The sequence below is a fragment of the Bathymodiolus platifrons methanotrophic gill symbiont genome (assembly GCF_002189065.1).
GTDB lineage: Bacteria > Pseudomonadota > Gammaproteobacteria > Methylococcales > Methylomonadaceae > Methyloprofundus.
Genome location: NZ_BDMN01000361.1, coordinates 1 through 1,110, shown reverse-complemented (window position 1 = coordinate 1,110; position 1,110 = coordinate 1). Strand labels below are relative to the sequence as shown.

Genomic DNA, 1,110 nt, shown 5'->3' with positions numbered 1-1,110 from the left:
AATAAAGCTAGCAATATTATACCGCTCATGATCTTCTTCATAGCTAGGGGTGCCCGGAGAGAGTGGGTCATCAAAACTGCCGATAGTGACTAAATTACCAGTGTGTGTACGCTATTGTCACCAATAGCGTCATCGCCACCACCTGCATTATTCGTTAATAGTTGCTCGTTAACCATAACAGTCGATTTTTGGTCACAACAACTAAAACTTATACCTAAAGTCATTTCAGCAAAAAAAATAATTTCATTAGGATTTAAAGGATTAGTAAAGTTTATAGAGAAGGTTTCATTGACATCTGCGAAACCATCAAAAATAGCAACAGTTGCCTCAGGTAAAGAGGGATGCTCATAAACAACAACTAAGGCGTGACCATCGATCCAATCGTGATTAAAAAATTCTACGAGGTTGAAGTTATAAACACCGCCAGTACCTACATCAATAATTGGTTTTACAATATAGGTAACATCAGCGCGAGACGTTCCTAATTCCCCCGAATTTGACGTATTCATTACTATAATTTCATTGTGCTGAATGATGCCGTCGCCATAAGTAACAGGAGTGCCATTTAAGGTTAGCACCACGGCAACGTTCTTAATGTATGAGGCAGTATATAAATAAGCTGCTTTTACTGTAGCGCCATCAGGTACGGATGCTGAAATGATACCAGATCCTGACTGGCTACCGAAACCATCAGTCGAAATGGCTACATTTCCATTATAAACCTTAAATTTATTTAGAGCGCCCTGTGCGCCTGGGGCAAAGAATGCCCCTGTCAGAAGTGAAGCTAATAATAGTTTTTCATGTTAAACACCTAAAAATTTAGTCGGAGAGTCGCTATTTTTTCGAAAGCTTGTTTTGCACATCCAAGCGAAAAAAATGGCTCTATGTGAATCCTAGTGGGTAGTGCGATAATAATACCATGAATAATGAATCTTTATTTAGTATGGCTTTAGGCTTACAATCGCCTTGGAAAGTGGAAGAAATTATCTTTTCAAACGACAATATTTTAGAACAGAATGAACTTCATTTGCAGATAGGTTTTGAACCAGGCGCCCGTTTTGCTGATGAATCGGGGGTTCTCTGCCCAGTGCATGATACAGTCGATCGGCA

The 1,110-nt window shown here is 39.5% G+C and carries 1 protein-coding gene and 1 pseudogene; one reads left to right on the top strand and one right to left on the bottom strand.

Going from position 1 to position 1,110, the window contains the following annotated elements; genetic code table 11:
- Positions 1-89: 89 nt before the first annotated feature.
- Positions 90-509, bottom strand: a complete 420-nt coding sequence (locus CDZ78_RS24640; RefSeq protein ID WP_140414169.1) for a hypothetical protein — start codon at positions 507-509, stop codon at positions 90-92.
- 410 nt (positions 510-919) lie between these two features.
- On the opposite strand from CDZ78_RS24640, the pseudogene CDZ78_RS17580 reads away from it, so the two are divergent.
- Positions 920-1,110, top strand: a pseudogene (locus CDZ78_RS17580) (ISL3 family transposase); the annotation flags it as partial.